Here is a 25,975-nt window from a genome sequence, read left to right as displayed (position 1 = left end):
TGCGACATTGAGGTGAATGACGGTTCGAGGTCGTGACGCCGGTAGACACTCGACGCTGGCAAACGTAGGCACAACGCCAGTGCCGTATAGCAGCCCGGCCCCCCACTGGAGGTGAAGATGACGCTGCGCGAGGAACTCACCGAGCAGGTCATGCGCATCGAAGAGATGCTCGACAAGGTGCCCGAACCGGTCGCGCGTAAGCTACGCGATCATCTCAAAGAGCTGCGCGAACTGCTCTTTGAACAGCGACCACCCCGCTTTGTGTTGGTGGGGCGGCGAGGGGCTGGAAAATCCTCGCTGGTCAACGCGATCTTCGGCGAGTCGGTGGCTGAAGTGGGGCATGAAAAGGCGACCACCGGCCGTGGGACCTGGTGGTCGTACCAGGGAGCGTTGGGCACACTTGAGCTGCTTGACACTCGGGGGTTGCAGGAGGGCAGTACCCCGGCCGAGGCGGAACAGGGGGTCGGTGTCGTGGCAAGCATCTCGGAGGCGATTGAGCAAAAGGCCCCCGATGCACTGCTCTTTTTGATCAAGGCCAAGGAGGTCGATGCGGCTGTCGACGCGGATCTCGACGGTCTGGAGGCGATCAGCGGGCTGGTGCGCCGGCATTTTGGCTTCCCGGTGCCGGTGGTCGCGGTGATCACGCACTGCGATGAACTGGAGCCCAAAAACGTGCGCCTTCATGAGCCCGAGCAAGAAGACGACGTAGATCTCCAGGAGAAGCTCGCCCGCGTTCAGCGCATTGAGCAGGACCTGTACCAGAAGATGCGCGGGCGTGATGGACTTCGCGATCAGCTCGTCGGAGTGCACGGCGTCTCGGCGTATCAATCCTGGCGTCGCGACGGAACTCGCCGCGCGGATGAGCGCTGGCGCATTGAGGAGTTGCTTGATTTTTTACTCGATGAGCTGCCGGAGCAGGCCCGTGTAGAGTTCGTGCGGCTCAGCCAGGTTCGGGCCTTGCAACATCGGATGGCGGACCGACTCACAGCGGTGGTTGCTGGCATTGCCGCCGGGGTGGCGCTCACTCCGATTCCTCTGGCCGATATTGGCCCCATTACCTCACTTCAGGTCAGTCTGGTGGTGGGTATCGGCTATGTCGCCGGCCGCAAGATTGAGCTGCGCACCGCGGCGGAGTTTCTCGGGGCCATCGGCGCCAATGTGGGAGCGGCGATGGCCCTTCGCGAGGTGGCCCGGGGGCTGCTCAAGGTGATGCCCGGCCTGGGAAGTGCGGGGTCTGCGGCGATTGCCTTCGCCGGTACCCGGGCCGTGGGGCAGGCTGCAGCGGCCTACTTCATCGACGGCGTGAACACCGAGAAGGCGCGTAAGCTCTTTAAAAAGAAAAAGAAAGACGCCGAAGATGAATACCACCGCACCATCGAGGGCTAGCCCTCGATGGTGCGGTCGGCCAGACGTTGGTCGCCGACTCAGAAGAAGTAGCGAAGTCCGGCGCTGGTGCCCAGATGGGTGGTTTTCACACTCAGTGACTCATCGAGCGTGGCGATGCTCTCTCGTCCCCAGAGCCAGGTCATGTCCACACCAAAACGGATCTGCAGACCTTCGGAGACGCGGTAGCCCACCCCCAGTCCGGTGGAGAGCATGAACCCCAGGGTGCTGGTGCGCTCCTCGACCTCACGAGCGGAGGTGCCTTCGAGCACGGTGACCTCGCGGGAGCTTCCACCGAAGTAGGGGCCGAGCGAGAGTTGAACGTGGGTGGAAAAGCGATCGGTCATCGGCATGTGGTAACGCGCCATGGGTTGAACCGTGAGAGCCGTCTCCGTGGCGGCTGCGGCCTCGTCACGGTTGAGGCGTCTGGCCAGGAGGCCGATGTTTGCGCCGACCTCCAGGCGCTTGACGACCATGACACCGACGCTTGCGTCGAGCCTTAAAAAGAGGGTGGAGTCGCTTGCTTCCTGGCCGCTGGGAAGCTCATTGGTGGCACTGGTGCGGGCGAAGCTCGAATCGATGCCCGCATTCCAGCGACCGGCGCGAAACGCCGATTTCAGGCGCGCGGGCTCCGAGAGTTCGGTGCCAAATGGCGTGGTCTGCGCCGTGGCCGGTGCGGCCAGAGTCAGCGTCGTCATGGCGAGCGTAAGAAAAGCGAGTGTCATTCTGGTCTTCATCATCCATCTCCGAGAGTAAAAGCTGGTTCCAAACAGCGGGGGCTTCCCGGGGGGCGGGCATCAGGAAGCAGAGGATCGCGCAGGAGTCCGGAGAGCGCTGCGAATGGTGGCTCTCGGGGTCACCTGCGCGGGGAGGGTTTCGGGAAGTGAACAAGGACTCAGGCCGTGAACGCGACAGGCCCGGGACCTGGCATGCTTGTGAGAGAGGCGTCCCGAACGCAGCCCACGGAGCGGAACTTCGAGCCTGCTCGCTGCACCGGCGCATCGAAGTATGGTGATGCCCGGATCCGAATTCAACTACGCGTCGGCGGTGCTCAGCGCACGAATCCTTGCCAGCGTCGCATGTAGTCGATAAAGGCCGGGCCGAGTCCGCGCTCGGCCAACTCTTCGGGGCTCAGAGGAGGGCGGCGTGGCGAGTTCTGGGGCCGGTGCGCCTGACGGGGCCAGTCCGGATTCGCGATCGCCGAGCGCCCGAGGGCTACGGCATCTGCCCCTCGCGCCAGGGTCTGCAGGGCATCGTCTACCGTCCAGATGTGGCCGGCCGTGATCAGTGGAACATCCTGAGGAAGTGCGGCCCGAAAGAGCGTGAGCGGGTGGGTGTCGGGATACTTCTTGGATGTTTGGAAGACGTCCCAGAGGGAGATGTGGATAAAGTCAGCGCCGTCTTCTGTAAGCCATGTCGCGGTCTGAATCGCGTCGTCGATGTCGATGCCGACCGTCGCCCCGAAGTCTTCCGGTGAGAGGCGCACCCCGACGATGAAGTCCGCGGGAACTTCGGCTCGACAGGCGCGCATGACCTCGCGAATCAGCCGCGCGCGATTCTCAAGTGTGCCGCCGTAGCGGTCGTTGCGGTGATTTCGAGTCGGGCTCAAAAACTGGCAGAGCAGATAGCCGTGCGCCCCGTGCAACTCCACACCATCGGCTCCGGCTGCCAGGGCGCGGCGAGTGGCCCGGGCGAAGGCTTCGATAACGTTCTGGATATCGAGAAGCGTGGCCGGGCGGACGTTATTTTCCTCGTCACCGCTCGCCGACCATGCCTGCCTGCCGGAGACCTGCGCGTTGGCGCGCTCACCAGCGTGAAAGATCTGCGGGATGAGCAACGCGTCATGCGCATGAATCGCCTCGGCCACCCGACGCCAGTCGTCGATGAGGCGATCCTCGAAGATGCCAAACTCACCCGGCCAGCCCTGGCCCTCCAGGGAGACATGCGTCGCGCAGGACTCGATCACCGAGAAGCCCCCTGCGGCGCGAGCTGTAAGAAAGCGCAGCTCATCGTTCGAAAGAGAGCCATCCTCGTGGCTCGACTGGTTGGTCAGTGGGGCAAGCCATAGACGATTGTTGGCCTGGCGTCCGCCGCGAAAGGTCAGCGGGGCGAAGAGGGCATCGACGGAAGACTTCGACATCAGCGGGATACTCCCAAAAAAGGCGGCGCGCAGAGCGGCGGCAGGTCGCTTCGAACTCTCAACGTGCGAACGCTCGTGTGGTCGTCCACCGGCGTATCGTCCGGCGATACCTTGGCAGACGAGAGCGTCGCCGGCACGAGGGACATAAAAACATCGGCATTGATCCCTGTGAGATCAGGGGTAAACATGGGCCCGCCATCGACCGACTCGCGAAAGGAGGGGACGCGGGTTTGACAGGTCGAGTTTTCACTGCGTACCTTGGGCGTCTTCAATTCAATGAGTTCGTTCACGCACGTGCAATGACGTCCGGTACGCTTCTGGCCGCGAAGTCTGTGGCCGCGACCCCGTGGGGCCTTGCCTGTTGAGGCAGGGGCCGGCTGGATCGTTTGCGGACATGCACCCACCCCAACCGACGAGGCACCTCAATGGCGGACGAAGCCGGGCTGAGGATATCGCCCTTTGCTGATTACAAGCCCCTCATGGATCGAGGCGCGGCGCTGGTAGAGGCCAACCGTTGCTTAAACTGCTACGACGCGCCCTGCACCCGGGCCTGCCCTACAAGCATCGACGTTCCGAGCTTTATCAAAAAGATCGCCCACGACAACCTGCGCGGCTCCGCCCGGGTGATTCTGGAGGCTAACATTCTGGGCGCCTCCTGCGCTCGGGTGTGTCCGACTGAGGAGCTCTGCGAGGGGGCATGCGTGCTCCACGACCTGCATGAGGAGCCGATTCAGATCGGGAGACTGCAGCGTTACGCTACCGACCCGGTGGTGCTCGGACAGAAGCCTCTCTTTCAGTCGGCGCCTCCCAACGGGCGTCGGGTGGCCTGCATTGGGGCGGGGCCGGCGAGTCTGGGCTGCGCCGCGGAGCTGGCGCAGCTGGGGTATGAAGTGGTTGCGTTTGAGAAGGCCTCGGAGCCTGGCGGCCTCAACACTTACGGGATCGCCGATTACAAAATGGACTACGCTACGGCGTTGGCTGAGATCGCCTGGGTTAAAGAGCTCGGGGTGAACGTTCAGTGCAACACCGAGGTCGGTAAAGATATCCCGCTGGCGTCGCTTTTTGAGGACTTCGACGCGGTCTTCATGGGGGTTGGGCTCGACGGCGTGTCGGCCATCGGCATCCCCGGCGAAGACCTTGAGGGGAGCCAGGACGCGCTCGACTTTATCGCGGAGCTTAAGACCCGACCCAAAGAGGAGGTCTCACTTAAAGGTCTGAGCGTCGCCGTCATCGGCGGCGGAAATACCGCGATTGATGCCGTGACACAGGCCAGCCGCCTGGGCGCCGAGCGCGTGTACCTGGTCTACCGGCGTACCCGCGAGCGCATGGGGGCCTACGCCCACGAGCAGGAACTCGCCCGGCGAGACGGCGGCATTTTCGTACTGGAGGCGGCGCCCGCCGAGATCCTCGGGGAGTACGGGCGCGTCATCGGCTTGAAATGCCAGAAGACGCGCAGCGACGCGCAGGGCGGCCTGGAACCCGTGCCGGGCAGTGATTTTGTGCTGGAGGTGGATCGCGTGTTTCGGGCCACCGGCCAGGCGAAACATCGGGCGTTTTTCGAGCAGCTCGAAGGTCTGGAAGTCGATGATAGGGGACGCGTGATCGCCGACGAGGATGGCCGCACCAGCGTCGAACGCCTCTGGACCGGAGGCGATTGCGTGAGCGGAGGACAGGAAGTGGTGAACGCGGTGGCTGAAGGCAAGCGCGCCGCCCAGAGCATCCATCAAACTCTTGAAGGAGCCCGGTAATGGCCGATCTTAGCTGCACGACTGCGGGCATTAAATCGCCCAACCCTTTCTGGTTGGCCTCGGCGCCGCCCACCAACACCGGCTACCAGGTCGCCAACGCCTTTGAGGCCGGGTGGGGTGGGGCGGTCTGGAAGACCCTCACCGACGGTCAGCCCATCGTCAACACCTGGTCCCGTTACGGAGCGCTCGACTACAACGGTGTGAAGATGATGGGCTTCAATAATATTGAACTCATCACCGATCGCCCGCTCGATGTGAACTTGCGCGAGATTTACGAGGTTAAAAAGCGCTTTCCGAACAACGCCATCATCGTCAGCTTGATGGTCGAGGCCACTCGCGAAGCCTGGCACGATATCGTCAAAAAGTCGCAGGATGCCGGCGCCGACGGGCTGGAGCTGAACTTCGGTTGCCCCCACGGGATGAGCGAGCGTGGGATGGGCTCGGCGGTGGGACAGGTGCCGGAGTACACCCGCCAGATCACCGAATGGGTGCAAGAGGTGGCGAGCGTGCCGGTGCTGGTCAAACTGACACCGAACGTCGCCGATGTGCGTTATCCGGCGCGGGCGGCACTGGAAGGCGGGGCTGATGGGGTAAGCCTCATCAACACCATCAACAGCATTATCGGGCTCGACCTCGATACGCTCGCGCCTCGCCCCACGGTGGCGGGATGGTCGTCTCACGGAGGCTACTGCGGTCCGGCGGTTAAACCCATTGCGCTGAACATGGTGTCGCAGATCGCCACCGATCCCCAGACCGCGCACCTGCCAATCAGCGGGATTGGCGGCGTGAGCAACTGGAAGGACGCGGTGGAGTTCATTGCGCTGGGCGCCAGCTCGGTTCAGGTGTGCACGGCGGTGATGCACTATGGCTTCCGCATCATCGAAGATTTGTGCGATGGGGTCTCCAACTTCCTGGACGAGCGAGGCATGACCCTGGATGAGCTGCGTGGAGCCAGCGTTGAACGCATCCATGAGTGGAAAGAACTCGACCTGAACTACGTGATCAACGCGCGCATCGATCAGGATAAATGCATCGGCTGCGGACTCTGCTACACCGCCTGCGAAGACGGAGCTCACCAGGCTATCTTCTCGGAGCGCCGCGCCGATGGCCGTACCTACGTGGAGGTCAAGCCTGACGCCTGCGTGGGGTGCAACCTTTGCAGTCTGGTCTGCCCGGTCGATGGCTGCATTGAGATGGTCGAGATTCCCAACGACTTTGAGCGCTGCAGCTGGGAAGACGTGACGAGCGGAAATGGCACACTGGCGCCGCGCCCGGTGCACGATTGAGCGGCGAGCATCCGCCGGTGTGCAGACCTAACATTCGCGCGGAGAGCGGCGGCAGGCCCTCGTGAGTTTGAAGCGCCCGGTGGTGGCGATGGGGGACGAGCGAACGCTGTGCGCGGAACTCGTCTGCTTGCCAACCCACCTTGATACTATGTCGCGGCGAGGGATCGGCTCATGAAAAGCCGCCCCCTCGCCGCATCGCCCCGGAACCCCAGGCGTGGTCTTCCGAACGTCGGGAGGGCACGTGATTCCAGGAGGAGTTGATGTCGAACCTTGTGATTCGAAACGGAGAGATCGTCACCGCCAGCCAACGCTATGTGGCGGATATCTATTGTGAACATGGCCGAATTAAAGCGATCGGTCAGGAACTCCAGGTGCCTCAGGGGACCGAGGAATATGACGCCCGGGGCAAGTTTGTGTTCCCGGGCTTTATTGATCCTCATACCCACGTTCGCATGGAGTTTATGGGGACCTTTGCCGCCGATGACTACGAGTCGGCTACGATCGCGGCGCTCTGTGGCGGCACGACCACGCTGATTGATTTCTGCATTCCGAACCGCGATGAGTCGCCGCTCAGCGCGTTTAAGACCTGGCAGGAAGCCTCCCAGGGCAAGGCCTGCTCCGACTTTACCTGGCACATGGCCATTACACGCTTTGATGACGAGGTGGAGCGGGAGCTGCGCGAGATCGTCAGCCGGGGCGTGGCCAGCTTCAAGGTCTTTCTGGCCTACGGTGGCGCGCTGGGGGTGGATGACGAGGCGCTGCTCGGCGTGATGAAGCTCGCCAGGGAACTCGGCGTGGTGGTCACCGCCCACTGCGAGAACTCCGAGATGATCGATACGCTTCAGAAGAAGCTCGTCGACGAGGGCAAGCTCGGTCCGGAGTGGCATGAGCCCAGCCGTCCGACCTTTGTGGAAGCCGAGGGCACGCGTCACTTCTGTGCGATGGCCCGGGTCACCGGGGCACACGGTTACATCGTGCACCTCTCCTGCGAAGAAGCGCTCAAGGAGGCGGTCGAAGCTCAGCTTCAGGGAGCCAATATCTGGATTGAGACCCTGATTCAGCACCTGGTCCTTGATCATCGCGATGCCGAACGTCCGAACTTCGAGGGCGCGAAGTTCGTGATGAGTCCGCCGCTTCGCGATAAGCGCAACCAGGCCCCCCTGTGGGCGGGCTTTGATAAGGGCATGATCGCCACGCTCGGCAGCGATCATGCTCCCTTCAATATGGCGCAGAAGCGCATGGGAGAGGAGAACTTCTGCTTGATTCCCAACGGGATCCCTTCGCTGGAAGATCGTGTGCGGGTCTTCTTTACCGAAGGCGTGCAAAAAGGGCGCATCGATCTGCATCGCTTTGTGGATGCTGCCAGCACGCAGGCCGCCCGGATCTTCGGGCTCTTCCCGCAGAAGGGCACCATTCAGATCGGAAGTGACGCGGATCTGGTGGTCTACGACCCCACGGTCAAAGAGACGCTCAGCGTGGACACCCATCATATGAACGTCGACTACAACCCCTTTGAAGGGCGCGAGGTCGAGGGGCGCTGCGCGCTGGTGACCGTGCGCGGCCAGATTCAGGTGCGCGATGGCGAGTTCGTTGGCGAGAAGGGCATCGGTGAGTTCTTGAAGCGAGAGCCGACCCACTTTTAAGCGCGATGAGGGCAGTACCCGCAACTTCCAGGCAGTTTGACTCCCCACTGGCGGTCGCGCCGCTTAGACGTCTTTGGACGTGCTGGCGAGCGCGGCCGTTGGTGCCTTACTCATGAAGGAGCAACACGATGACCCGTTGGAAGTTTCCCTTTGATGCTCGTGACTACGAGTTCACCCCCTATGTGCAGGCTCAGAACTGGATCGGCGGCGAATGGCGCCCGGCCCGAAGTGGTGCTGCCGAAGATGTGATCAACCCCCGTCATGGAAAAGCGATGGGCAAGGTCGTGTTCTCGGGCGCCGCCGATGTGGAAGATGCCTTTGCGGCAGCCACGGCCGCGCTCCCGGCCTGGAAGGCGATGCCGATACGCGAGCGCGCCCAGGTGCTCTACCGCGTTAAGGCGTTGATGGAGGCCAACCTCGATGAGCTCTCCTGGCTGCTCTCTCACGAGAACGGCAAGACCATCGCCCAGGCCCGCGGCAGCGTGCTCAAGGGCATCGAGTGCGTGGAGATGGGCGCCTCGTTGCAGAACATGGCCGATGGCGGTCAGCTCGATGTGAGTCGCGGCGTCAACTGCCGGGTGATTCATGAGCCCCTGGGCGTGGTCGCGGGCATCGTCCCCTTTAATTTCCCCACCATGGTGCCCTTGTGGATGCTTCCGCAGGCTCTGGTGGCCGGCAATACCTTTATCCTCAAGCCCTCCGAAAAGGTGCCCTACGGGGCGATGCGCCTGGCGGAGATCTTTCAGGAGGCCGGACTCCCCGACGGCGTCCTCAACATCGTGCATGGCGGCAAAGACGCCGTTGAGACGATCATCGATCATGAGGGCATCAAGGCGGTCGCGTTTGTGGGATCGACGCCGGTTGCGAAGATGCTCTACGCCCGGGGGGCCCAGACCGGCAAAAAAGTCCTGGGGCTGGGAGGCGCGAAGAACCACCTGGTCGTGGTGCCCGACGCCTCGCCTCAGGTGACCTCCGACAATATTGTGGCCTCGTATACCGGGTGTGCCGGACAGCGATGCATGGCCGCCTCGGTGCTGCTGGCCGTGGGCGAGGTCGATCACATCGTGGAGCAGGTCGCCCAGCGCTCTCGTGAGCTGGTTCCCGGAAAGGACATCGGGGCGATCATCTCCCAGGAGTCGCGCGAGCGTATTCTGCGCTACATCGATGAGGCCGAGGCCGCCGGTGCAACGATTCTGGTCGACGGGCGAGGGGCCACAGTGCCGGGGTCGGAGGGGTACTGGGTGGGGCCCACGATCATCGACGGCTGTACGCCGGAGATGGCCTGCGTGCGCGAGGAGATCTTTGGGCCGGTGCTCTCCATCATTCGCACTTCGACGCTGGACGAGGCGCTGGCGATCGAAAACGCCAGCCCTTTTGGCAACGCCGCGTGCATTTACACCACCAGCGGCGCGGTGGCTGAGCGCGCGCTCAGCCGATTTGAGGCCGGGATGTGTGGCGTCAACATCGGCGTGCCCGTGCCCCGTGAGCCTTTTGCTTTCGGGGGATGGAACGATAGCAAGTTTGGCCACGGTGACATGACCGGTATGGACGGGTTCCGCTTCTGGACGCGCCCCCGAAAGGTCACCGTGAAGTGGGAGCTGCAAAGCGATCAGACCTGGATGTCCTGACGCGTGTCGTGGGGAGGCCGGGTGACGCCCCTCGGTCGCCGCCCGGCCTCTCCTTGTGCTTCAACGCCCTTCATCATTTCGGGGCGCGCCGAGCGCCCTTGCTTCAGGAGGATGGTTATGGACTCACAGGAAATGATCGAGCTCTGCAAGCAGCACACCATGTACACCTGGTCCGCCGGAGATCAGGTGGACCCGATCCCGGTTGAGCGAGCCGAAGGTGTGTATTTCTATACCCCGGAGGGGAAGCGCTTTCTCGACTTCAACAGCCAGTTGATGAGTGTGAATATCGGTCACGGTCACCCGCGGGTGATCGAGGCGATGCATCGCCAGCTTCAGCAGGTCGCCTACGTCTACCCCGGCACGGCCACCGCCGTACGCGCTCGCGTTGCCCGGACACTCGCCGAACTCGTGCCGGGTGATATCAACACTTTCTTCTTTACCCTGGGCGGGGCCGACGCCAACGAGAACGCGATCAAGGCGGCCCGCGCCTACACCGGGCGCTTTAAGATCTTGAGCCGTTATCGCAGCTACCACGGCGCTACCAACGCCTGCATGCAGCTTACCGGAGACCCGCGTCGCCTGGCCAACGAGCCCGGTGCGCCGGGGTTTATCAAAGTGATGGACCCGCGGCCCTACGACTTTGCGTTCGGCGAAAGCGACGAGGAGCAGACGGCCCGGAACCTGCAGTACCTCGAAGAAGTCATCATGTATGAGGGGCCCGAGACCATCGCGGCGATGTTCGTGGAGACCGTCACGGGCACCAACGGCGTGCAACCTCCTCCCAAGGGCTACCTCAAGGGGCTCAAGGCGCTGCTGGAGAAGTATGGCATCTTGCTGGTGTGCGATGAGGTGATGTGTGGCTTTGGCCGCACGGGCAAGATGTTTGCGTTTGAGCATTACGGTGTGGTGCCCGACATCGTGACGATGGCCAAGGGGCTGACCAGCTCCTACGCCCCGCTGGGGGCGATGGGGGTGAGCGACGCCATCGCGGAGCACTTTAAATCGAACATGTTCTGGGGTGGGCTCACCTACAACTCGCATTGTCTGGCGCTCTCGGCGGCCGAAGCCTCCATCGCGGTGATGCGCGACGAGAAGTTGGTGGAGAACGCCGCGCGGCTGGAGTCGGTGATGCGCGAGGAGATGGCTCATCTCAAAGAGCGGCACCGATCCTTTAAGGAGGGCAGGGCGCTGGGCCTCTTTGGGATGGTTGACCTGCAGAAAAACAGCGATGGCGAGCGTATGGCCCCCTATAACGGCAGTCATCCGGCCATGGTCAAGCTCGGGAAGTTCTTCCGTGACAATGGGCTCTTTACCTTCGTGCGCTGGGGCAGTTTTATGTGCAATCCTCCCCTGTGCATTAGCGAGGAGCAGCTGCGAGAGGGCTTTGCGATCATTGATCGCGGGCTGGAAATCACAGACGCCGCCTTTGAAGGCTGATCCGGCGGTGTTCTACCGCTAAGCCGGCGAATCCACGCCGCGCGCCCCGAGACACCGGGGCGCGCGGCGTTTTTAGTGGGCCTCCCTCTGGGAGCCAAGAGCGTCAGTCGAGCGAGGTCGTGTAGGTCTGGCGCATGAAGGCCAGCGAGCGGCGGATGAGCTCTCGCAGCGCGTCCTGGTCGATGTCGGCGAGCTTGTTGATGTAGAGGCAGGACTTTCCGGTCTTGTGCTTGCCCAGGCGGGCCATCAGGTCGTCGGCTCCCTCGAAGCCAGACATGATGTAGAGCGAGAGGTTACGCTTGCGCGGGGAGAATCCCACCAGAGGCCAGTCGCCCTCGCGGCCGCTCTGGTAGACGTAGCGGTAGGTGCCAAAGCCCACGATGGCGTCTCCCCACATTACCGGGTGGGCGCCGACCTCTTCTTCCATGATCTGCACGAGTTGCAGGCAATCCTGGCGACGCCCCTCGTCCTCGAGGGCGTTGAGATATGCCAGGGGGTCCTGATCGGTGGGGACGGTCTTGTTGGCCATGGGCTGGCTCCGGGGAGAGGGCGTCGTTGCGTTTAAACGGTGACGTGTGATGGCGAGCCTCATCGTGGCCTGAGGCCCCGGCCTGCACATTGCCCGTTGTAGCGCAGCGCCCGAGCAGGGCAAACTCGTTCATCTGCATCACGTTCCCCTCGGGCGTCATCGACGGTGTCCGGAGTCATCTCAAGATCATCATCATCTTTTGCTGGAGCATCATGGCAATCAACGTATTGGGAGGCCCGCTCAAGGCCTGCAGTCATCGTCCAAAGACCGGATTCTATCGCGATGGTTGCTGCCGCACCGGCGAAGACGACCGCGGATCACATACGGTGTGTGCGGTGATGACGTCGGACTTTCTCGCGTTCTCGCGTGCTCGGGGCAACGACCTGACGCAGCGGGTGCCACGCGCGGGCTTCCCGGGGCTTAAGCCCGGCGACCGGTGGTGTCTCTGCGCCTCGCGCTGGCAGGAGGCTTTCGACGCCGGTGAGGCGCCTCCGGTGGTGCTGGAGGCCACGCACCAGCGGGCATTGGAGGTGGTGGCGCTGGAGTCCCTGTTGAGGCACGCCCAGCTTGAGGGGGCCCACTAAGCGCTGAAGTGGGCCCGCACGATCGGAGATGCTGGCAAGTTTTGACCTTTCGACGGGGCGTGATCACGGGATGTGGGGGATTTCGCGGCCTTCACAAACAGGTGCAGCGCAAAAAGCACCACGTCTGATCCCGGGGGGGCAATGGGGGGGTGTGCTTAAGTTTATGAATGGGCAGTGTTTTTGGTGTTTTCTCCGTCGAGGCTGCCCGCTGGAGCGCGCCATTGCTGGCGAAGGTGAGAAAAAAAACAAAAAGTCCGTTGACACTCAGAAGCCCGATGTGGCACATAATGGTCATCGCGGCGGCGCTGACCGCCAGAACAATCCGGCGTAGCTCAGGGGTAGAGCGAGCGGCTGTTAACCGCTTGGTCGTAGGTTCAAATCCTACCGCCGGAGCTTGAAAGAAAGGCTCGAGTCGAAAGACTCGGGCCTTTCTCTTAACAGGACCCTCGTTGGCATCGCCGGCGGGGGTCTTGTCGTATCTGCCCTGTTGGCGGCGGTCTGTGGGCGGTCGCTGGTCGACGCGGGTGCTCTCTGGAGTGCCTGCCTTGCCGCCGGCCCCAGACCGGTGCTCTCTGAGAGCTCTTGGGTCTCAGAGACGCCTCCAGACGCCCACATGCCGGTTCTAGTTAGCCCGTTGAGAGTGGGGCAGCCGAGCAGCAGAGATGCGCGATCGGAGACGCGCTGAGAGTCTCCTCGGCGTGACGCTCGCCAATGCTGCATCGTTCATCGGCGATGGATGTTGACCTTTGCCGCGGAGGCATCGTGAAGAAGACCAAGACCACAGCGTGCTGCCCTCCAGCGGAGCCGATGCCGCCGGTCCCGACCGACGAGGTGGAGGCCAACAAGCACCTCGCTCGACTGGCGAAGGCCATGGCTCATCCCGTGCGAGTTACCATCCTCCGCATGCTCGTGCGCCAGGAAGGCTGCATCGTCGGCGACATTGTGGATGAGCTTCCCCTGGCTCAGTCCACCATCTCGCAGCAGCTCAAGCAGCTGAAGGACGCGGGGCTCATCCGCGGCGAGTCACCGGGCGCCCGCAGCAATCGCTTTCGCGCCTCGAACACCGCCCCGCGTGTCTATCAAACCATATGCCCGATATCGGACGCGAAGCTCGGATAGGCGAAGTTCAGACCATTAGTCTGGTTCGCAGTCAATCCAGCCTTCATCGCCATCGCGAACAGGTTGACCTGTCCTTCTGCGCCGGGGCCGATGAGATGCACTCCGAGGACCCTGCCGCGGCTCCTCTCGACCAGGACCTTGTCGCCGGACCATGTGGCGCCAACACGCATCGACGCGTACCACGCGTCGGTCTTCTGCAGGTGTGTCTCGAAGTCGAGTCCCCTCTCGGTCGCGGCGGCCTTCGACATACCGACCCTGGCGACCTGCGGTAGGGTGAAGACCACGCTCGGGCTCGCCGGACGACATCCTCGCCCGGCTTGATGCCGCCACGCGCGACCTGGGCCACTTCATGGTCTTCGCTATCCCCCCTGACGCGCGGCACCCCGAGGTTCCTGCGGTGCCGTGACCCGGCTCATCCGGCGAACCGGCTCTTCGAATGCGACTGCTGCTGTGCCGGGCAGGGCTGAACCTCGCGCGTAGTCCGCGTCTCCCGACACCATGAAGACAGGCCCCAATCGACCTGAACGCAACCTCGCTGCGGCGGCTTCAACGAATCGAGACGGTGCGGACTTTTCGGGGCTCTTTTCGGTCCTGGAAGCGGTTACTCGCCCCAGCCTTGGATGCCTGCGAAGCGCTCAAACTCCTCGCGCTTCGGCCACTCGATCCCGAGCGCTTCCGTGACGTCGGCATCCATGAACGATCGCGAACCGATCAGCCAGGCGCGATCGCCATTGATCCTCCAGGCGAGGGTAGGCGTGTCGCTTTCCACGCCATCATCGCCGCCGTAGTCGTCGCCGGGTCGGGCCATCTCCATCACCGCGAGCACGCCCACATCTCCGTCGACGCGGAGTCGCACCGATGCCTCGCCGTTCCAGGTGGTGTAGAAGTCATCGCCGAAGTTCTCGCCCGCCAGATAGATCACCGAGGTTCCGAGCGCTCCGCCCGTTTCGGAGAGGCGTTTGGCTTCGATCTCGACGCCATACAGGTTTCCATTGCGGTATGCGCTGCCTTGCTTCGTCCAGTCTTCAAACATGTTCATCTCGTGGCTCGGTTCAGGTCATTACACGATATCAGCAGAGAGGGATGACTCTGCGTCCGCAGCGGAAATGGTTCTGCAGCACCGCCCCCCGAGTCAAGGAAGGAATAGCGATTCCCGACCCGGGAGACCACCAGGACGTCGGGCGTCCGACGAGCCCTCGACGCCTGGGCGTGAGGCATGAGGTGCCTGTTTTGACCCCCTCGACGGGTAGCGGAGAGGCATGAGGTGCCTGTTCTGACCCCCTCGACGGGTAGCGGAGAGGCACGAGGTGCCTGTTTGGACCCCCTCGACGGGTAGCGGAGAGGCACGAGGTGCCTGTTTGGACCCCCTCGACGCCTCGTTTGGGGTATGCGCTGGGCGTCAGGGCGGCATTTTCGGGCCATCGGCGTAACGCGCGAGACCTGCGGCGCTGGTGCCGCCGGGAGTTCTTTCGCAGATACGCCGACTTCGTTACCACCATCTCGATCACGTACGCCTTCCCATCGAACTCAAACGCGAGAGCCGTCGCCTCCCCCGGCGCCACCTGCTCTTCGATGAACTCCACATGCTCCACCTCCCCGCCAACCCTGCCTTCAAGCCAGCCGGCGAGCGCGATGGACTCGCCGACAACGATCGGGGTCATCGTACGTTGGAGGTGAATCGGGCGCGCGCCGCCACCGGGGGACGTCACTGTGACGGGTTTGCCCGGCATTGTGGTGATTTGCGGGCGCGACGCCACATCGCCATCCACCTCGATGGTCGTCTCGAAGTGCAGTTGGGTGTAGCGGTTGGGTGCTTCGGGCGGTGCGTCGGCGGGGGGCCAGTGGGACGGCGGGCTCGGGGATGGGGTGTTTGGAGATGGGGCGGAGCGTCGGCGCGTGAGTTCGACTCGGGGGTCGACCTGGAAAACGCGCTGGCGACTGACTGCGCACGGTTCGGCAGAGTTCGCAGGACCCATGTTTCGAGTGACAAGGTACGGACAGGCGCAGGTCAGGCATCACAACGTGTGTGGCGGACAGGCCGGATGACGAGGGAAGGGGAGGTTTCGAATCTGGATCGGGAACGCGGGTGGTGTTGAGAAGAGGGGCTGAAGAGAAACCCGTGGGCAGCCTCGGCATAGAGTGTGTGTGGGCGAAGTGTTGCGTTCGCTCGGGCTGTCATCGCGTCCGGTCTTGCCGGAGCACGACTTCCCGGCCGCCGGCGATGGAATGGCCCGGAAACATAGTGTGATTTCACGGGTTAAGAGCGGCGCGCAGGGCGTCACGAGCCGATACGGTGAGACTACCGCTCCTCTGGCGAGCGCCAATTTTTGATTAGTGTGAGTACGTCCAGCTCCCCTACGAGGTCTTGAGCGAGCTTGAACGCGCGGGCGAGCGCCGTCTCGGCACCACTCAAGTTCCTGGCCTGGGCGTGGGGCTGGAAGGGTGGGGCGGGCTATCTTTTGACCAGCCTGGACTTTCGCCCAGTAGCCTCGGGGCGGGCGAGGGATGGCAAGCGCTTGCAGATCCGAGCAAAGTAGTTGGAGGAGACACCATAGCGTTTTGCTCCGGTGGTCATGGGCTCCGCCCACACCTCGTCGAAGAGTTGTTCGCGGGTGGTGGTCATGGAATCGAGACTCGGGGGAGAGGTCGGGGTGGTACCGCGCGGAGGCTTCTCGGAGGCAAGAGGTGGTCAGATGCGATCCAGGAGGTCGTATGCCATGGGGAGCGAACGTCGAACGCGCTGTCGCGGAGGTTGTCAGCCTCGGTGCACTTGCTTCGGTCGTTGCGCTCGCTACCGTCGTCGACGCGCTTATTGAGCTGACAGTGACGGTCGTCGACGTCGCTATCCGCGTTAGAGGAGGCTGGCGAGCTTCGTCCGTGGCGGACGAGCAGGCGTGAAGCTGGTGGAGAGTGGTATGAGTCTGGCGTGCCGCGACGAGAGAGCCGCGTCCCTGAGCGGCGCCTTGCCGGATGCAACCTCTCTGTACAGCGCTGCAGTGGCCTCGTCATGTTCGGCCAACCATGCTTCACAGCAGACGCAGATGAGGGTGGCGAGGGAGACCTGATGTTCGGCTCTTTTGCCATCGACGAAGGGGATGCATTCTCCGACATCGAGTTTGCGTTATTTATCCAGGACGAGAGGTTCGATACCTTTCCTCAGCACACATGGCTTCAGCAGATTCATCCTGTCGCGGCCTACTTTATCGATGACTTCGGCCATCACACCGCGCTCTTCGAGAACGGCGTGCGTGGTGAGTTCCACTTCATGCGTGCCTCGGAGATGTCGGTCGTTGAGAGCTGGAAGGGGTACGCGTGGTTTCCGTCCCTGGACGCTGCCGTGGTGCTGGATCGGAGCGGCGAACTCTCGCGATACGCCAGCGTACTTGTGGGGGGGCCGCCTGAGCGCGGGGGGGGCTGCGGAGGTGGAGCGGCTCGTGCTGAACCTTACGAACCAGATGCTCTTCGGAGCAAACGTGCTCAACCGTGGCGAGTTTGCACGCGCCTGGGCCTTGCTCAGCAGGGCACATGAGCACCTCTTAAAGCTGATCCGCCTATCCGAAGGCACGACTGCGCACGGGCCGACCCCATCGCGTGCGTTGGAGAGTGACCTCTCGCCAGCTACCTACGAGCGCTACGTGACCTGTACCGCCGGCACACAGCCTGATGAGCTGTTCTCCGCGTACCGGGCATCTTGGACATGGTTCAAAGAACTCGCGCAGGAGCCGGGGGGGACGCTGAACATCACGATCCCTCCTTCGATAGCACAGAAGGTCGACGAGCTGCTCAGCCAGGCGTACTCGTCACCGAGGGGGGCCGCATCTGGCGGATGATCGTGGGTGATGGCGTGGGAGGTCGCGCAGGTGCCTGTGGGGCATACGTTGCGTTTCCAGCGCCCATGTCGACCGCGTTGCCGACAACATGCGGGGTGCCGAACCATCGAAGGGAATGGGCTCGGTAGTACCGTCGTCGGCGTGCTTATCGAGGTGCCGGTGATGCTCTCGCTCTTTGCCCTCGCCAGCACGCCGAGGAGGCACTGGCCATTCCCTGAGGAGGGGGGGACCTGACGAGAGGGATTCGCCGGCAAGCCGCGCCGGCACGTTGACTCTGACGTGTGTCTTATCGTATATCGGCGATAGGCGCTTGTTTTTGATCGCAAACAAAGAGGTGCATTGTGAAAAGGACCGGGGTCACTTCGTGTTGCCCACCCGCCGAGCCGCAGCCGCCGGTACCGAGCGACGAGGGGGAAGCCAACGCGCACCTTGCCAGGCTCGCCAGGGCGCTCGGGCATCCAGCGCGCGTTGCCATTCTTCGCATGCTCGTGCGCCAGGAGGGCTGCATCGTCGGCGATATCGTCGCTGAGCTTCCGCTTGCCCAGTCGACCATCTCGCAGCACCTCAAGCAGCTCAAGGACGCGGGGCTCATCCGCGGCGAGGTCGATGGACCGCGGGTCTGCTACTGCGTGGAGCCGGGGACCGTCGCGCTCTTCAAGGCTCTGGTCGACGGCCTGTGATGCGGAGATTTTTGCGGTTTTTATCGTGCATCGACGATGGTCGATAAGGTTGTGGTATGGGAATCTTCGAACGTTTTCTTTCGATCTGGGTCGCGTTGGCCATCGCCGCCGGCGTTGGCCTTGGGCTCGTCGTGCCCGGTCTCTTCGAGGCCGTCTCTCGTCTGGAACTGGCCAGTGTCAACCTGGTCGTCGCCGTGCTTATCTGGCTGATGATTTACCCGATGATGCTCAAGGTGGAGCCTTCATGCCTCAAGGACGTAGGCAAGAGGCCCGCGGGACTCGCGCTCACCCTGGTCATCAACTGGCTCATCAAACCCTTCACCATGGCGGCACTCGGCGTGCTTTTCTTCCAGCACGTCTTCGCAGGCCTCGTGCCCGTTGAGGACGCGCAGCAGTACATCGCCGGGATGATCCTTCTTGGCGTCGCCCCCTGCACGGCGATGGTTTTCGTCTGGAGCCATCTGACCGGTGGAGACGCTAATTACACCCTGGTCCAGGTGTCGGTGAACGACATCATTCTGGTCTTTGCCTTTGCCCCGATCGCCGGACTGCTGCTCGGCATCACCGATCTGCATGTCCCCTGGGAGACGCTGCTGGCCTCAGTTGTGATCTTTGTAGTCCTGCCGCTGAGCGCCGGGGTTCTTACTCATCGGCGGCTGAGGAAGGCTGGCGGCGCTCCCGCAATCGAGCAGCTTTCGAATAAGCTCAAGCCAACCTCCATCGTCGGTCTGCTCCTCACGGTGGTGCTTCTCTTCGGCTTCCAGGCCGACACCATCATTGAGCAGCCCGGCCGCGTGGTGCTCATCGCCATCCCGCTGCTCATCCAGAGCTACGGGATGTTTGCCCTCGCCTACGGTCTGGCTCGCGTGCTCAAGCTCCCCTTCACCGTGGCGGCGCCCGCCGCGATGATCAGCACCTCCAACTTCTTCGAGCTGGCTGTAGCGGTGGCTATCAGCCTCTTTGGTCTCGCTTCGGGAGCCGCGCTCGCCACGGTCGTCGGGGTGCTCATTGAGGTGCCGGTGATGCTCTCGCTTGTCGCCTTCGCCAACCGTACCAGAGGGTGGTTCCCGGCGGCCTCATCCACCTCACCAACCCCTACCTGAGAGAGATCTATGTCCGGATTTCGTTTCAACTCCATCCTCTTCCTCTGCGTCGCCAACTCGGCACGTTCCCAGATGGCCGAGGGCCTCGCCAGCGACCTCTTTGGCGATGCCGTACGTGTGCAATCGGCCGGTTCGTCACCCTCGCAGGTCAACCCCTATGCCATCCGGGCGATGGCTGAGCTCGGCCTCGATCTGGGGACCCAGACGTCGAAGTCGGTCGATACCATCGATCCCGATTCCGTGGAGCTTGTCATCACCCTCTGCGCCGAGGAGGTCTGCCCGGCGTGGCTCGCGAGCACGCCACGGATGCACTGGCCACTTCAGGATCCTGACAGAGCGAACGAAGATCTCAGCGACGAGGAGCGTCTGCAGCATTTTCGCGTGACCCGAGACCATATTCGCGCTCGCCTCGAGGTGCTCGCGGCGCTTCGCGACGTGCCCGAGGGCCCCGACCCTCAGGAGTTCCACGCGAGCATCCGCGTTCCGGACCTGGCGGAGGCCGCGCGCTTCTACTCCTGGCTCCTCGGAGTTGCCCCCAGGGCGTGGACGCACCGCTACGTGACCTTTGTGAGCGAAGCGTTGCGCACCAACTTCGTGTTGCTCGTCTCCGACGGTAAAGAACTCCACCAGGACACCCTCTATCACCTGGGCATCGACGTCGGCACCCGGGCCGCCGTCATCAAGGCGCACCGGCGCGCTGAGGCTGCCGGCTGGCTCATCCACAAGCCGGCGCGCACCACCTGGCGCGGCACTCCCCTGCATGAACTCTGGCTCAAAGACCCCGGCGGCAACCTCATCGAGATCTACGCGCGCCTTACCGACGCCGAACTCGCTGAGATGCCCTCTAATCAAGAGCCTCGTATACTGGTGCCTGAAGTCTAAATTCGGGAACCTCCGGATGGGATAGCCCCTCACCACCACCTATCGACGTTCGGGGGGCTTGATTTTAATATGACGACCGGTCTAGTATGTCCGGCGTGATGAACTCAGCTGACGCGAGGTGAATATGAGCAAGGGCGAAGAGACACGCGAGAAGATGATCCAGACAGCCACACGCCTCTTTCAAGCGCAAGGCTACGCGGCCACCGGCATAAAACAGATCCTCAGCGAGAGCGGTACGCCCCGGGGCTCCATGTATTTTCATTTCCCAGCCGGCAAAGAAGAGCTCGCCGCCGAAGTTGTGGCGCGCCACGGTGAGGACTTTGCGCAGACGTTGGAAGATGTGATGAACGCCTCGCCAGACGCCGTCACAAGCGCCCGGCAGATCGTCGACCTGCTCGCCAGAGAGTGTGAGGCCACCGCCTGTCAGACCGGCTGCCCGGTGGGGGCCATTGCCTTCGAGATGGCCAACACCTCGGAGAGACTGCGTAAGGCCACCCGCGAGGTATTTGAGCGATGGAGCGGCATCCTCGCCAGGCGCTTGAGCGCCGACGGCATCTCTCCCGACGACGCTCGTCAACGCGCGCACGCCGCGATTTGCGCGATCGAAGGGGCGCTCGTGCTGACTCGCGCGTACGGCGATGCCGGCATTCTTTACGACCTTCGGGAGAGGCTTCCCGCGTTGCTTTCCGACTGAGCTTTCGTTTCGTATCGCCCGCGCGTTGCGTACCGCGCACAAAACCGGCCCGTAGAGAGGGCTCTTTCTTCTGGAGATGATAATATGATGACCGGTCTGCATTTTGATATTGCTCTTGTGACAGGAGCCACTGGATTTATCGGCCGCTGGTTGCTCCTCGAACTCACAGCGAATGGGGTCGAGGTGTGCGCGCTGATCCGCAACCCCGAGACGCGTCTGCCGGAGTTGCGCGCATGGGTGAACGCGCGGGGAGGGGATGGGGCAAAGCTGCACGCGGCGGCCTTTGATTTGAGCGCTCCTGATCTCGGCCTCAATGATGAAGGCCGTACCTGGCTTGCGCGTGCCGAAGCCGTCTACCACCTGGCCGCGCGTTTCGACTTCGGGATGCCACTGGAGGCCACGCGCCGCGACAACGTGGAGGCATCGTCGCGTCTGGTGGAGCTCTTGGCCGGCAGCGCGCGCCTGCGGCGGCTGGTGCATCTGAGCGGCTACCGGACCGAAGGAAAGGAGGCGCGAGAGCTGGATGTGAATGACGCCCGTGCGCTGTCGCGCTTCTACCGGGCGCACGGCGCCTACGAGGGCTCCAAGGTGGAGGCCCACTACCGCGTCGCCGAGGTTGCTGCGAGGCATGATGTGCCGCTAACCCGCATCAGCCCTGCCTCTGTGATCGGTGACAGTCGCAGCGGTGAGACGACGCAAGCACTCGGCCTGGCTGAGACCCTGCAGCGTTTGCACGCCCGCCAGCTACCGGTCCTGCCGGGCAACCGCGAGAGCTGGCTGCCGGTCATCGCTGTCGACACGCTCGCTGCACTGCTCGCCAGGGTGCCCGGCGACGCCGACTCACTCGGTGGACATGTGGTGGTCTTGGATGAGCGCACGCCGAGTCTGCGCGAGCTCATCGCGCTGGCCGCCCGCCATATGAATGTGCCCGCGCCTCGCTTTTCGGTGCCGGTGGGGATCGTGCGCTGCCTGCCGATGGCGCTCACCGGGGTGCACCCGGAGGCGCTGACCTTTGTGAGCGGCGATCGCTACGACGCGCGGCCCGTCACCGCGCTTGCGTCTCGAGTCGGCGTGAAATTGCCGGACATCGAGACGAGCCTGAAACGATGGATCGACTTTCTGGTGGCGCGTGACTTTGAGCTCAGCGATGAAGGTAGCGTGAGGAGCAGTGGCCAGGTGGCGTAGGAGTATCCTCCGCTCCCGATTTGGCTGCCGTTGCATTCGCCGAGCCAGGTCTTCTCGATCGATGAGGGCTGTAGCGACCGGCTTCAGCAGGCCGCGACGTGTCACGCACCGACGATGTGGAGCTACCCAGATGGAACCTTCGCCCACCACCACGATGGGAAAATGCCTTGTCGGATGGGCCGCACGGCTCGCTCTTGTCGCCCTGATCGTCTGGTTCGTGAAAGAGCGCCCCCCGGAGGCTCTTACGAGCACACTGGTGGCGACATCCGTGTGCGTTCCGCTGGTGATAGGGCTTCTCCCCGGCGTCTGGCGGCGCCGCGCTGATGCGCCCCCGGCTCCAGCGGGCGATCTGGAACGACGCCGCAAGGTGTGGGACGTGCTCTCGGAGCTCTACCTCGACACCGAACTCGTCGAGCGGGACTATGCGCGAATCGCAGCTATCCTCGCCGAGAGCGGCTACAACGCCTGCCAGATCGAGGAGATTTTGTACCGCGAGGTCCACCCCGTGTTGCGCACGAACCTGATGAGCGTTGCCGGAGTGTGGGCCGGCTTCGACCTGGAATGGCTTGAGGCGCAGATCCTTCGACGGCGTCGACGCCACTCAGACTTTGCGATTATCCCGGCAAAGTCGCTGGTGCGAGGCAGCTGGGCAATCATCGAAGCGCAGCTGCAGAACACCCTGAGTTGACGGGAAGCACGGTGCAGGTTGACGTCGGCGCTCGCCCGCTCGACTCGCCCCCGAAGCGCCGCTCCGATGGCGGACGGACCTCCGGGGTGCAGAGACGCTCAGGCCCAGGCGGCGCGAAGTCGTGCTCCAAAGGCCTCTCGTTCGTCATCGGAGAGCGCGGCGTACGCCTGTTTCGTACACGTGAGGCGAAGGCGGTTGACGCTGGCAAGCGCAGGGTCGACCGAGGTGAGAGGCGCGTTTACGTCGAGCGACTGGAGGGAGTCCGCTGGCAAGGGCGGCAAGGCGGGGAGCGCGTCTCCGAGCACCACGTGCTCGAGTGCCGGGGCTTCAAAGGTCTTCGGGAGCTTTTTGAGGGGGCCGAAGTTCTCGAGTTCGCGTAGCTGCGGCCACGACACGTCGGGAAGCTTTTTGACCTTGCCTCCCCGAATCACGAGCGCGCGAAGGTTGGCATGCTGCGCCAGCCCGACTGGAATCTCGGTGAGCGGAACCATGTCCGTCTCAACGCGCTCAAGCGCAGCGAGCGTGTCGAGTCCGTCCGGAAGCACCTTGAGCTTCTTGGTCCAGACGAGTCGAAGGGTCTGCAGTGCGGTGAGCCCTGATAGGTCCGGGAGGTGAGTGATCGGGGCGTTGACGATAACGAGAGTGCGAAGGTTCGGTAGCGAGCCGAGGTCTTCAGGGAGAGACGCGATCTTTTTGCCTTTGATCGTCAGCTCTTCGAGAGCTTTCAGTTGTCCAATCCCGTCCGGGAGCTCGGCGACCTTCTCATCAACGAAGAGCGTGCGAAGTGTCGGGATGCGATAGACGCCTGGCCAATCCGCGAATTGACTCGTTTCGATGCGCACGCTGCGCAGGGACGTGAGTCGGGCGATCGAATCGGGAAGACGGACCGCTTTTTTTGCGAAGTCGGAGATTCGAATCGACTCGGCGTCGTCGACCAGGCCGGTCGCGATAAGCTCGTCGAGGTGCTCAGTCGTGCCCGTGGGGCTAAACGAGAGTTCGCGGATGCTCGGGTACCACAGAAGCCGAGTGCCTCGCGGGATTTCGGGATTGCCCTCGGGCGGATAGACGAAGACGAATGGCGGAAAGGTCATGCGCTCCTCGGGATGCAGGGACAGAAAAGCTGGGGGGTGAGGAGAAAATATTACGTGAGCCCGAATCCGGGCTCAACTCCGGCGCAATGGCTCGATGGGGCTGACGACGTTCTTCGATGTGCACGACCCGTGTCGACGTCCTGCCGAGGCGCTGCCCGACCGTGGCCGGTGCCTCGGAGCTCGGGGGAACGCTGACGACAGACAGGCCTGACACTCACCGAGTGCAGTAGCCTGCCTCATTCTTTCTCCGGGGCCCTCTCAACCCGCACATCTCGCCGCCTATAAAACGGTGTACGATGAGACGGGGGAGGCTCCCATGCCTTGCTGGCGTTATTTACAAGGCCCATGGGGCAAGAACACGCGATCACGAGAGCCGTCGGTGCTCGGGCGGTGTAGCCTGTGCCTCGGGGGCTCGTGTTTTTTGTGTCAACACCCCGTGTCCGGTGCTGTGGCTCCGGGCTCAGGACAAGGTGAGCGCCATGACCGAAATGATGTCTGCACCTGGAGCGATGCTCCTCTATCACGGCACCCGTGCCGCGGTGGCGCCGGGGGAAACGATCCTGCCTGTCGGCGACTTCGCGTACTTCAGCCCGAATCTCGACGCCGCGATCTGGGCGGCAGAGCTTGCCGAGGGGGACCACAACGCTCGCGTCTACCGGGTGGCGGTGAATGGGCCGATAGAAGACTCCTCGCGGCTGGACGGCTACACGGCGCCACCTTATCCGGCGATGTCCTGGCGTACCCGGGAGCCGCTCACGGTGTTGAGCGAGGTGGTCGAGTGGAATCACTACCATGGGACGCGGGCACCTTTATGTGCCGGTGACCTGATTGAGCCCGGCCACGCCGCCAACTTCGGAGCGACGCCTCGCCGGGCGAACTTCGTGTACTTCACTCGAACCCTCGATGCGTCCATCTGGGGCGCGGAGCTCGCTGCCGGTGAGAGCAGGTCGCGCATCTACCTCGTGGAACCCACCGGTCCCTTTGAAGACGACCCCAACCTGACGAACAGGCGCTTTCGCGGCAATCCGACCCATTCCTTTCGTTCGCGAGCTCCCCTGCGCGTGGTGGGTGAAGTCGAGGCGTGGGAGGGGCACGATCCGGAGGCGATTCGGGCCATGAAAGAAGGGCTAGCACGTCTGGAGCGCTCCGGTGTTACTCCCGATGACGATTGAGGGAAGTAGGAGCGAAGGGGCGACGGGGAAAAGGGCTGTCTGATTGGCCGTGCCGGGCTCTTTGGGCGGAGAATCTTCGTTTAACGGCCGGTCGCCGGAGCGCAGCGTGTCGAAGTAGCGCCAGTGGCCCGCGCGGCCGGGTTGCTTGAGTGTCCACAAAAAGGGCGGAACTTCAGGGGTGGCATCACCCGCATCCGTGGGTGTGGGATCGGCCAGGCCCCGGGGCACAGGTGACTCCATGGCTCAGGGGCATCGGGCGCGCGATGTGCCGGGCCCGTCTGGGATGTCAGGTCTAAGTGAACCGACATGAAGCGCGACGAGGCGTTTCCTGATACCAGGAGTAGCGATATGGGACGTGTAAGCGGAAAGAGAGCCCTTGTGACCGGCGGAGGTTCGGGCCTGGGGGCTGCGCAGTGCGAGATGTTGGCGAGCGAGGGCGCCCAGGTGGTCGTCGCGGATATCAATATGGACGGAGCCAGCGCGGTGGCCGAGAAGATCAAAGGCGCCGGCGGTCAGGCGCTGGCGCTCTCGCTCAACGTGACCTCGGAAGAGGAGTGGGCCGAGGCGGTGGACGCCACCGTGGATCGTTTTGGCGGGCTTGAAGTGGTCGTGAATAACGCCGGTATCGCCATTCCCGCCAACGTCGAAACAACCACCATGGACATCTGGCGTAAGACCCTGGCGGTGAACCTCGACGGTGTCTTCCTCGGGACTCGCGCGGCGATCGGGTACATGAAAGATCACGAGGGGGGCTCGATCATCAACATCTCCTCCATCGAGGGCATCATCGGGGAGCCGGGGGCAGCGGCGTACAACGCCAGTAAAGGAGGCGTGCGTATCTTTACCAAGTCCGCCGCGCTGCACTGTGCGGCAGAGGGGTACGCCATCCGCGTGAATTCAGTACATCCCGGCTACATTCTGACGGCGATGGTATCCGGAGCGGTGGCCCAGATGCCACAAGACGAAGCAAAGGCCTTCCAGGATCGCATTCTGGGAGCGATTCCCCTGGGAAGGATGGGGGAGCCGGACGAGATCGCCTACGGCGTGCTTTTCCTGGCCAGCGATGAATCGAGGTACATGACGGGATCTGAGTTAGTCATCGACGGTGGCTACACTGCACAGTGATGGCGACCTCCGCGACGTGGGCCTCAAC

23 protein-coding genes, 1 tRNA gene and 1 pseudogene are annotated in these 25,975 nt (G+C 63.1%); 19 read left to right on the top strand and 6 right to left on the bottom strand.

Going from position 1 to position 25,975, the window contains the following annotated elements:
* Positions 1 to 117 precede the first annotated feature (117 nt).
* Positions 118 to 1,386: a GTPase gene (locus tag DL240_RS02955; RefSeq protein ID WP_111728356.1), complete on the top strand. Its 1,269-nt coding sequence runs from the start codon at positions 118 to 120 to the stop codon at positions 1,384 to 1,386.
* A gap of 38 nt (positions 1,387 to 1,424) precedes the next feature.
* On the opposite strand, the gene DL240_RS02950 is transcribed toward DL240_RS02955, so the two are convergent.
* Both DL240_RS02950 and DL240_RS02945 read right to left on the bottom strand, forming a co-directional pair.
* Positions 1,425 to 2,120: an outer membrane beta-barrel protein gene (locus tag DL240_RS02950; protein WP_158542309.1), complete on the bottom strand. Its 696-nt coding sequence runs from the start codon at positions 2,118 to 2,120 to the stop codon at positions 1,425 to 1,427.
* Between the two features lie 314 nt (positions 2,121 to 2,434).
* Positions 2,435 to 3,523, bottom strand: coding sequence for an NADH:flavin oxidoreductase (locus DL240_RS02945; RefSeq protein ID WP_111728354.1), 1,089 nt, complete (start codon positions 3,521 to 3,523; stop codon positions 2,435 to 2,437).
* A 425-nt stretch (positions 3,524 to 3,948) separates the two neighbouring features.
* Between DL240_RS02945 and DL240_RS02940 the strand changes: the two genes are divergently transcribed.
* From DL240_RS02940 to DL240_RS02920, 5 genes are all read left to right on the top strand, one after another.
* Entirely contained in the window at positions 3,949 to 5,271 is a 1,323-nt protein-coding gene (locus DL240_RS02940) for an NAD(P)-dependent oxidoreductase (RefSeq protein ID WP_111728353.1), read from the top strand.
* On the top strand, positions 5,271 to 6,557 hold the full coding sequence (gene preA / locus DL240_RS02935; protein ID WP_111728352.1) for an NAD-dependent dihydropyrimidine dehydrogenase subunit PreA: 1,287 nt from the start codon (positions 5,271 to 5,273) through the stop codon (positions 6,555 to 6,557). Before DL240_RS02940 ends, preA begins: the two co-directional genes overlap by 1 nt.
* Positions 6,558 to 6,817: 260 nt before the next feature.
* Positions 6,818 to 8,200, top strand: a complete 1,383-nt coding sequence (gene hydA / locus DL240_RS02930; protein ID WP_111728351.1) for a dihydropyrimidinase — start codon at positions 6,818 to 6,820, stop codon at positions 8,198 to 8,200.
* 128 nt (positions 8,201 to 8,328) lie between these two features.
* Positions 8,329 to 9,828 carry a CoA-acylating methylmalonate-semialdehyde dehydrogenase gene (locus DL240_RS02925; RefSeq protein WP_111728350.1) on the top strand — a complete coding sequence of 500 codons (1,500 nt, stop codon included), beginning with the start codon at positions 8,329 to 8,331 and terminating at the stop codon, positions 9,826 to 9,828.
* A gap of 117 nt (positions 9,829 to 9,945) precedes the next feature.
* The gene (locus DL240_RS02920) at positions 9,946 to 11,265 is read left to right on the top strand and encodes an aminotransferase class III-fold pyridoxal phosphate-dependent enzyme (RefSeq protein WP_199589718.1); all 1,320 of its coding nucleotides are present in this window, start codon (positions 9,946 to 9,948) and stop codon (positions 11,263 to 11,265) included.
* Between the two features lie 103 nt (positions 11,266 to 11,368).
* Here the strand turns inward: DL240_RS02920 and DL240_RS02915 are convergent, their stop codons facing one another.
* Positions 11,369 to 11,794: a DUF1801 domain-containing protein gene (locus DL240_RS02915; RefSeq protein WP_111728348.1), complete on the bottom strand. Its 426-nt coding sequence runs from the start codon at positions 11,792 to 11,794 to the stop codon at positions 11,369 to 11,371.
* A gap of 212 nt (positions 11,795 to 12,006) precedes the next feature.
* Between DL240_RS02915 and DL240_RS02910 the strand changes: the two genes are divergently transcribed.
* From DL240_RS02910 to DL240_RS02900, 3 genes are all read left to right on the top strand, one after another.
* Entirely contained in the window at positions 12,007 to 12,378 is a 372-nt protein-coding gene (locus tag DL240_RS02910) for a DUF2237 family protein (RefSeq protein WP_111728719.1), read from the top strand.
* Positions 12,379 to 12,699: 321 nt separating this feature from the next.
* Positions 12,700 to 12,771: transfer RNA gene (locus DL240_RS02905), tRNA-Asn, on the top strand.
* A gap of 414 nt (positions 12,772 to 13,185) precedes the next feature.
* Positions 13,186 to 13,497, top strand: a complete 312-nt coding sequence (locus DL240_RS02900; protein WP_111728347.1) for an ArsR/SmtB family transcription factor — start codon at positions 13,186 to 13,188, stop codon at positions 13,495 to 13,497.
* Here the strand turns inward: DL240_RS02900 and DL240_RS02895 are convergent.
* Together DL240_RS02895 and DL240_RS02890 are read right to left on the bottom strand one after the other, a co-directional pair.
* On the bottom strand, positions 13,458 to 13,781 hold the full coding sequence (locus DL240_RS02895; protein WP_199589716.1) for a hypothetical protein: 324 nt from the start codon (positions 13,779 to 13,781) through the stop codon (positions 13,458 to 13,460). The two genes, DL240_RS02900 and DL240_RS02895, sit on opposite strands and share 40 nt — an antisense overlap.
* 317 nt (positions 13,782 to 14,098) lie before the next feature.
* Positions 14,099 to 14,530: a hypothetical protein gene (locus DL240_RS02890; RefSeq protein ID WP_146618063.1), complete on the bottom strand. Its 432-nt coding sequence runs from the start codon at positions 14,528 to 14,530 to the stop codon at positions 14,099 to 14,101.
* A gap of 1,679 nt (positions 14,531 to 16,209) precedes the next feature.
* Between DL240_RS02890 and DL240_RS02885 the strand changes: the two genes are divergently transcribed.
* The 8 genes and pseudogenes from DL240_RS02885 to DL240_RS02840 all read left to right on the top strand — a co-directional run bounded on the left by DL240_RS02885 (position 16,210) and on the right by DL240_RS02840 (position 22,559).
* Positions 16,210 to 16,395 carry a hypothetical protein gene (locus DL240_RS02885; protein ID WP_111728345.1) on the top strand — a complete coding sequence of 62 codons (186 nt, stop codon included), beginning with the start codon at positions 16,210 to 16,212 and terminating at the stop codon, positions 16,393 to 16,395.
* Between the two features lie 163 nt (positions 16,396 to 16,558).
* Positions 16,559 to 17,327: pseudogene (locus DL240_RS20855) on the top strand (Lnu(F)/Lnu(G) family lincosamide nucleotidyltransferase); the annotation flags it as partial.
* Positions 17,328 to 17,668: 341 nt separating this feature from the next.
* On the top strand, positions 17,669 to 18,007 hold the full coding sequence (locus DL240_RS20650; protein ID WP_199589715.1) for an ArsR/SmtB family transcription factor: 339 nt from the start codon (positions 17,669 to 17,671) through the stop codon (positions 18,005 to 18,007).
* Between the two features lie 56 nt (positions 18,008 to 18,063).
* Positions 18,064 to 19,110, top strand: a complete 1,047-nt coding sequence (gene arsB, locus DL240_RS02860) for an ACR3 family arsenite efflux transporter (protein WP_111728340.1) — start codon at positions 18,064 to 18,066, stop codon at positions 19,108 to 19,110.
* A 9-nt stretch (positions 19,111 to 19,119) separates the two neighbouring features.
* Positions 19,120 to 19,992 (top strand): VOC family protein, encoded by an 873-nt coding sequence (locus DL240_RS02855; protein ID WP_111728339.1) that lies wholly within the window; start codon positions 19,120 to 19,122, stop codon positions 19,990 to 19,992.
* Between the two features lie 124 nt (positions 19,993 to 20,116).
* A complete protein-coding gene (locus DL240_RS02850; protein WP_111728338.1) occupies positions 20,117 to 20,686 on the top strand; it encodes a TetR/AcrR family transcriptional regulator in 570 nt (189 codons plus the stop codon).
* An 84-nt stretch (positions 20,687 to 20,770) separates the two neighbouring features.
* Positions 20,771 to 21,871, top strand: a complete 1,101-nt coding sequence (locus tag DL240_RS02845) for an SDR family oxidoreductase (RefSeq protein WP_111728337.1) — start codon at positions 20,771 to 20,773, stop codon at positions 21,869 to 21,871.
* Positions 21,872 to 22,127: 256 nt separating this feature from the next.
* Entirely contained in the window at positions 22,128 to 22,559 is a 432-nt protein-coding gene (locus DL240_RS02840; RefSeq protein ID WP_146618062.1) for a DUF7079 family protein, read from the top strand.
* Between the two features lie 98 nt (positions 22,560 to 22,657).
* Here the strand turns inward: DL240_RS02840 and DL240_RS02835 are convergent, their stop codons facing one another.
* Positions 22,658 to 23,650, bottom strand: a complete 993-nt coding sequence (locus DL240_RS02835) for a leucine-rich repeat domain-containing protein (protein WP_111728335.1) — start codon at positions 23,648 to 23,650, stop codon at positions 22,658 to 22,660.
* A 296-nt stretch (positions 23,651 to 23,946) separates the two neighbouring features.
* On the opposite strand from DL240_RS02835, the gene arr reads away from it, so the two are divergent.
* Both arr and DL240_RS02825 read left to right on the top strand, forming a co-directional pair.
* A complete protein-coding gene (gene arr, locus DL240_RS20850; protein ID WP_430673500.1) occupies positions 23,947 to 24,822 on the top strand; it encodes an NAD(+)--rifampin ADP-ribosyltransferase in 876 nt (291 codons plus the stop codon).
* Positions 24,823 to 25,170: 348 nt separating this feature from the next.
* Complete coding sequence (locus DL240_RS02825; protein ID WP_111728333.1) at positions 25,171 to 25,947, top strand: glucose 1-dehydrogenase; 777 nt, start codon at positions 25,171 to 25,173, stop codon at positions 25,945 to 25,947.
* The last annotated feature ends 28 nt before the right edge of the window (positions 25,948 to 25,975 follow it).

It is taken from the genome of Lujinxingia litoralis, from assembly GCF_003260125.1.
GTDB lineage: Bacteria > Myxococcota_A > Bradymonadia > Bradymonadales > Bradymonadaceae > Lujinxingia > Lujinxingia litoralis.
Note: the sequence above shows the minus strand (reverse complement) of the source record. Positions and strands in the feature narration are given on the sequence as shown.